This window comes from Acidithiobacillus albertensis (assembly GCF_001931655.1).
Lineage (GTDB): Bacteria > Pseudomonadota > Gammaproteobacteria > Acidithiobacillales > Acidithiobacillaceae > Acidithiobacillus > Acidithiobacillus thiooxidans.
On the sequence record NZ_MOAD01000001.1, the window covers coordinates 1,649,732 to 1,655,023 of the forward strand.

Genomic DNA, 5,292 nt, shown 5'->3' on the forward strand with positions numbered 1-5,292 from the left:
GGTGATAGGCCAACTAATGATCAATCATATGAAGTTTATGGTGAGTCGTCTGTGCGGTAGGGCACATATGTGACTCGGGCAGATGAAGGGACGCCCCTATTTGGGCCCCATTAGGCTGTTTCATGAGTCATGCCATTATTTTCTCACGTCATTTTTTTGTACGTTATGATCGCCGTGGCACAATCCAAGACCGATTATCTCGATGAAATAAAAGTTATCTGATGTAGGGCATATCGAAATACCAAATATAATCCAGTAAGTTGCGCCACATTTCCGCAGTCCGCCGATATTCCTTCGCATTTCCAAGTGCATTTCTTATGGTCTGCTCGGTCCACATCCAGAAGGACTATTCAACACACCAGAAAAACCAGAGACACAATACTGATCAGCCATAAATTACGTTGTATCTGCATGATTAATAACCATAATTATTGTATTAAGTCAATTAAATTAGAGTTCGTGTATGAGTTTCCTTACAAATTAATCGAAAGATTCCTCTGAGATTGTACCTGTATGATAAATAATTGTTTATTTTGCGGCGAGCCGATTTAATCAGGCGCCTTGTGTGGGTTTAATTACAAATTAAGCAAAAATCTCTCTGGCATTATATCTACATGAAACTTAACTGCTATTTTCATGGTGAATTAACTTAACTAGGTATTATGTATAAATTTAGTTACAAATTGACCGGATATTTCCTCCACTACCTCTTGAGAAAATGAGCAATCATTCTGGAAAAGGCTGTCAAACTAAGCCATTGCAACAAGTGGCACATAACTTGCTGAGCGACAAATATTAACAGGAAACCTTGACGCAACATTTTTGCGCGCTAAAAACAGAGCAGCAAAAAAACGGCCAGCCGACGGATGCAATCTAAGGCAAGCGGCACTTGAAATTAGGCGTTGTTTCACATCTTACCAAGATTGTAAGTATGCGACGTTTGCTTATTATAGTCACGGAGTAATAAGCATAAACACATTACAGGGGCGCACCATGGGAAACGGAAATGCAATATATGAGATGGATAAACCCATGATTTCCTTTGATCAGACACATAATTTAAAGCTCAAAGGATACTCTTAAAAATGAAAAAGCCGTTTTATAAAAGACCATTATTTTTCTGGATAGTCGCAGTACCAAATGTTTTTTCGATAGTATATTTTGCAGGAATTGCGGCGCCGGAGTATGTCAGCCGTTCATCTATTGTGGTGTACCAGCCTCATCAGCACAGGGCTACCATGACATTGCAATTGTCACAGTCAGGCAGTGAGTCTCTCGAGGGCGACTACATCCTGAGTCACTACATTCATTCCTGGACGGGATTTCAGGCGCAAAATGAAAAGCATCTTGCAGATATTTTCTCACATGGCGATTTTGTATCAAGATTTGGTGGTTTAATGAACGGCTTCTCTACAAAACAGACTGTCCTCTGGAAGTATTATAGGCATCAGGTACGAATAACAATTGATAAAAAGAGCGGTATTATGGAGTTATCTACAATAAGTTACTCGCCAGAAGGGTCCTACAGATTAAATCGTTCAGTTTTGCAGGCAGGGCAGTCGGCCATTAATGCGCTCAATACGCAAGCGCTTCATAAAGCGGAAGCTTTTGATGAAAAAGTTGTAGAGGCCGCAAAACACCGCCTTCATCAGACTATCGACGCTCTATCTGGTTATCAGGTACAGCACCACATCGTAAGCCCAGACATTGCCTACACGTCAAAAATGTCTTTATTGAATAGCTTGATGGTCAAAAAAGCTATCATTCTGGCGCGCATGCAGGTAATCGAAGGGGCAGCCCCACGCAGCCATCAGATTGTTAACCTACAGGCGAGCGCTGAGGCTATTCAGTCAGAGATTAGCCATATTCAAGCTTCAACTGATGGAGTGTCTGGTCTGACGAAAGGATACGGCACCTATACTTACAAACAAAACGCAGTACAAGTAGCAGAAAATTTGGTCAAGGCTGCATACAGCCAGCTGGCGGTAGCACAACAATCAGCTATTCAGCACCAGTATTACATCGAAAACATTAGCGGCCCTTCCTTGCCACCGGATCCCACCTTACCTCATCGCATTGAATGGATCGGGTGGACTTTGCTTATTACCTCTATTCTTTTCCTGGTGATCAAATGATTAAGGACCTGTTGGAATCCACTAAAAAGCCGGCCTCAGCCATTCTGGTAGCTGTTTCTGCGCTCAGCGGCTGTGCCTACCTCCCTAGTGGAGGTCCATCAGATAGCCAGATACACGCGCAGACCAAACATACCAATGTACGTCTAATCACAGTCAGCCCGAAGTTCGCCCGTACACTCTGGCGAAAAGAGTTGGAAGACAGAAAATTGAAGGCCATCCGTGAAATAGATCCCCTAAAAAAGAGATTAGAAACTGTGGCGGTACGGCTTATGCCGGGCGATGTAGTGCGTGTCACGTTTTGGACTATGCCCGTTCAAACAGGATTGGGTTCAGGCGGTGGAAGTGACCATAATCCACGTAAAGAAGATATGGGACAGTACACGCTTAATGAGACCGGGTTCGTGAACCTACCTTATATCGGCGAGGCAGAAATCGGGGGCTTGTCGACTACTGATGCGGATAACCGTTTGGATTATCTGGTGGAACGGTTACGCCGTTTTCAGTCACCAGAAATACGTGTGCATATGATAAAAAATCGTGGTCAGCATGTCGTCGTGACAGGTTCAGCCGCAAAACCAACTATTCTGAATTGGCAGAATGCTGGAATTACATTGGCAGAAGCTATCACCCGCGCAGGTGGATACAGAAGCACCGGACGGAATTATGGTCATAGTTTGCAGGCTAACGAAGTTGTTGTAGTGCAAAATGGGGAGCCCCACACACTTTCCATAAGAGCCTCGCTGATGCACCACGTGCCGCTCGCCCCTGGGGATCGGGTGATACTGACACATCGCACACTGGTACGGGCGAACTGCCTTGGACCGGGTCTCACTCAGAGTGGTCTACTTTCCTTTGGCTTCACACCCACCTTGGCACAAACTCTGGCCAAAGCGGGCGGTATTGGCCCTACGGCTCAAGGCCGCTCTGTTTATGTGCTCTCGCCGTCTCACAAAGTAATCTACCGATTCGCCTGGGATCATGTATCGGGTCTGCGGGCAGCACAACAGTTTCCCATCCAAAACGGAAGCGTCATTTATGTAGCTAATGCGCCTAGCGTTCGTCTCCAACAGATTACTTCTATTTTGTTCAGTGCTGCTTATCCTATTGGCATAGCGAAGGGGTTATAATTTATGAAAATGACACAGGAAGAAAAAGCAAATTATCTGCAACAGATGAGAATACCTGGTGTGTCTGATAATGAGACGCTATGGTTCATCGCCGGAAAAATAAAATCATGGTCAGATTTGTACAATATAATCGATGAATTTGCAACTGCGAGTTGTTCCATCGAAATAATAGTCCAGAAGACGGCCCACCATAATCTGCTAATCAGTACGCCATTTCCCAGAGACTCAATAGCACACATGGTGTTGCGTCATGCACTATCCTGAAAGTAATCATCCAGAATGGGAACGGGCATCAAAAAAACGGGTAACAATCAGTCGGTTGTTGTCTTTCGCCCTGATTTCAATTATGACTTATATTACTTATCTGTTCATGCTCATGTACCACTTCTCACCATGGATATATGGACCATTTCTGCTGGCTTATTTCAGTCTTGGTTATCTGGGTATGACCTATTTCGTTGGCATGTTTTTCGGTTTTGTTGTGTCTCTACGGGGCATCGATAAAGATCCTTATCATCCGTTACATAGTGCGGTAAAAATCATTAATCCGAGCACTCACGTAGCAATTATATGTCCTATTTATAACGAAGATCCTAGGCGAGTCGGGGCGGCAATTGCAGCCAGCTGGACGGATTTGTGCGCTCAATTTCCTGAAGAGTCATCACGATTTGATTTCTTCATATTGTCCGATAGTAAAAAAGTTGAAAGCTTTATTCAAGAAGAGTGGGTTGTTCATAAACTTATCGAAAAATATCCAGGGGGACGATTTGTATACCGCCATCGCCGTGTGAATAGTAATTCAAAGTCTGGTAATGTGACTGACTTTTGCCGGAGATGGGGTCATAATTATAATTACATGATAATGCTAGATGCTGATAGTATTATGCCCGGTGAATCGTTGGTTAAACTTACTCGAATCATGGACGGGAATCCAAGAATTGGTATTGTTCAATGCTATCTTTCAATGGTTCTACGTAAAACATTGCACGCCAGGATTAGTCGATTCATCTCGGCGTTGACACTAAAAATAGGATTTTATGGACAAAACTATTTTTACATGGGGCATGGCTATTATTATGGTCATAATGCCATTATCCGCACAAAAGCTTTTATGGACAACTGCATGCTTCCATCCTTGCGTGCCAAAGGGCCATTCGCTAGTGGAAAACCTATTTCACACGATTATATAGAAGCGGCACTGATGGCTGGTTCTGGTTATGAAATATGGTCACTACCGCAGATTGAGGGCTACGAGGAGCTGCCGACAAACCTGATTGATGATATGAAACGTGAAACTCGCTGGATGTACGGAAGTATGTTGTACTTTCGATTCTTTATGTCTACGCGTATCAATACGCTGTATAAGGCAAGACTTTTTACCAGTGCTATTAACTACGTAAATCCAATTCTTGGATGGATTTTCTTCTCAATGGCATTATTCGGTTTGATCTATATTTTTAAGCATCCAATGATCAGTGTCCTTGTGATGTACAAATACCGTATTTTTTTTCTTTTCTCTTTGGGATTCTTGGCATTTTCAATTTTCATGAAAATGTTGCTTCCCATATTATACAACGTCAAGAATGGTACAGCACATCTTTTCGGCGGTATCGTAAAGATGATTTGGTCCTATCTTCTTTACTTCATTCTGAGCATCATGATGGCGCCGATCTATATGGCTCAATTTACCCTCATAATTTTGTATTGGGCTCGTGGAAAAAAACTGCACTGGGGAGAACAGGTTCGCGATGACCGACATCTCACATGGAGTGAATCAGCTGCGCAGTTTGGCTGGGTCAGTATTTTAGGTGTGGTGCTGTCAGTGCTGGTTATTGATTATGTCTTCTCCATGGATACTGCTGCAGTCCAATATATTCTCGGTGGTTCCTCGTCATTTCAAGTGGGTAGCCTGAGATCCAGCTTGCCCAGGATCAGGTAGGCCATGTTGATAAAGTTCTTGTGCGTGCGGTAACCCCGAGCCTTGGCCTTGGCGGATTGAATGAGGCTGTTGAAACCTTCCAGAATTCCAT

At 43.5% G+C, this 5,292-nt stretch carries 5 protein-coding genes; 4 read left to right on the plus strand and 1 reads right to left on the minus strand.

Annotation, left to right across the window (positions count from 1 at the left end):
- Positions 1-1,085 precede the first annotated feature (1,085 nt).
- Genes BLW97_RS08560 through mdoH form a run of 4 tightly spaced genes read left to right on the plus strand, consistent with a single transcriptional unit; the run spans position 1,086 to position 5,201 of the window.
- A complete protein-coding gene (locus BLW97_RS08560; RefSeq protein ID WP_031573928.1) occupies positions 1,086-2,135 on the plus strand; it encodes a KpsE/RkpR family capsule polysaccharide export protein in 1,050 nt (349 codons plus the stop codon).
- Positions 2,090-3,262 carry a polysaccharide biosynthesis/export family protein gene (locus BLW97_RS08565; RefSeq protein WP_158025154.1) on the plus strand — a complete coding sequence of 391 codons (1,173 nt, stop codon included), beginning with the start codon at positions 2,090-2,092 and terminating at the stop codon, positions 3,260-3,262. The genes BLW97_RS08560 and BLW97_RS08565 overlap by 46 nt, the downstream gene beginning before the upstream one ends.
- A gap of 3 nt (positions 3,263-3,265) precedes the next feature.
- Complete coding sequence (locus tag BLW97_RS08570; protein ID WP_031573934.1) at positions 3,266-3,526, plus strand: hypothetical protein; 261 nt, start codon at positions 3,266-3,268, stop codon at positions 3,524-3,526.
- On the plus strand, positions 3,513-5,201 hold the full coding sequence (gene mdoH / locus BLW97_RS08575; RefSeq protein ID WP_075322943.1) for a glucans biosynthesis glucosyltransferase MdoH: 1,689 nt from the start codon (positions 3,513-3,515) through the stop codon (positions 5,199-5,201). Before BLW97_RS08570 ends, mdoH begins: the two co-directional genes overlap by 14 nt.
- Here the strand turns inward: mdoH and BLW97_RS19070 are convergent.
- Positions 5,159-5,292, minus strand: a 134-nt coding sequence (locus tag BLW97_RS19070; RefSeq protein ID WP_143214904.1) for a transposase, incomplete at its 5' end; no start/stop codon positions are given. The genes mdoH and BLW97_RS19070 overlap by 43 nt on opposite strands.